Below are 818 nucleotides of genomic sequence, written 5' to 3' on the forward strand. Positions count from 1 at the left end.
CCCAACCGCTACTATGCCCTGCCGCCCTGCCAATCGAGCGTCAGCTGCTTCCAGGACATCCTGCAGATCAATGCCGGCGTGACCTCGCCGCTCTACTCGGTCTGGGGCGGCAACGTCGCCTACAAGCTCTCGCCCAGCGACTACATCCAGGCCGGCGCCTTCAGCGTCACCAGCGGGGCGAACTTCCTCTCCGGCTACGATTGGAGCTACGAGCCCCTCAACGGCGCCCTGGTTCTGGCCGAGGTCGGTCGCGCGACCACCTTCGCCACCGACCTCTATCCCGGCCGCGTGGCCCTCACGGGATTCTACAACACCGCCGATCACGAGGATAATTTCAGGACGGTGACCGGCACCTCGAAGGGCCTCAACCCCGGCGCTCCCGTCCTGCAGAAATCGGGCACCTCCGGCGTGATCCTGACCGCGAGCCAGGTGGTCTGGCGCGCCGATGGGGGTGCCGACGCGGCCAACCCGAACCCGACCTCGATCCAGGCCTATACCAGCCTCGCCTACGCACCCGATCCCACGATCCCGATCCGCTGGAACGCGTTCGGCGGCCTGACCCTCCAGGCCCCCGACCAGGGCCGTCCCCTCGACCGTTACGGGGTCAAGGTGAACTGGCAGCGGATCGCGCCCGACTACGCGCAGTTCCTTTCGGATGCCAACGTCATCTCGGGCGGGACCGGCGCACCGTATTCCCGCGACAAGTTCGTCTTCGAGGCCAACGCACATCTGGCCGTCGGCAAGGGCATCTTCTTCGAGCCGGTCGTCCAGTACCTCGTCAACGGCAATTCCTACTGGAACCCCTACACGGCCAACCG

General features: G+C 66.4%; 1 protein-coding gene. It reads left to right on the forward strand.

Features of this window, described 5'->3' with window-relative positions:
* A partial coding sequence (locus tag MKK51_RS00575) for a carbohydrate porin (RefSeq protein ID WP_243974344.1) occupies positions 1–818 on the forward strand: 818 nt, incomplete at both ends.

The organism is Methylobacterium sp. E-045 (assembly GCF_022829685.1).
Lineage (GTDB): Bacteria > Pseudomonadota > Alphaproteobacteria > Rhizobiales > Beijerinckiaceae > Methylobacterium.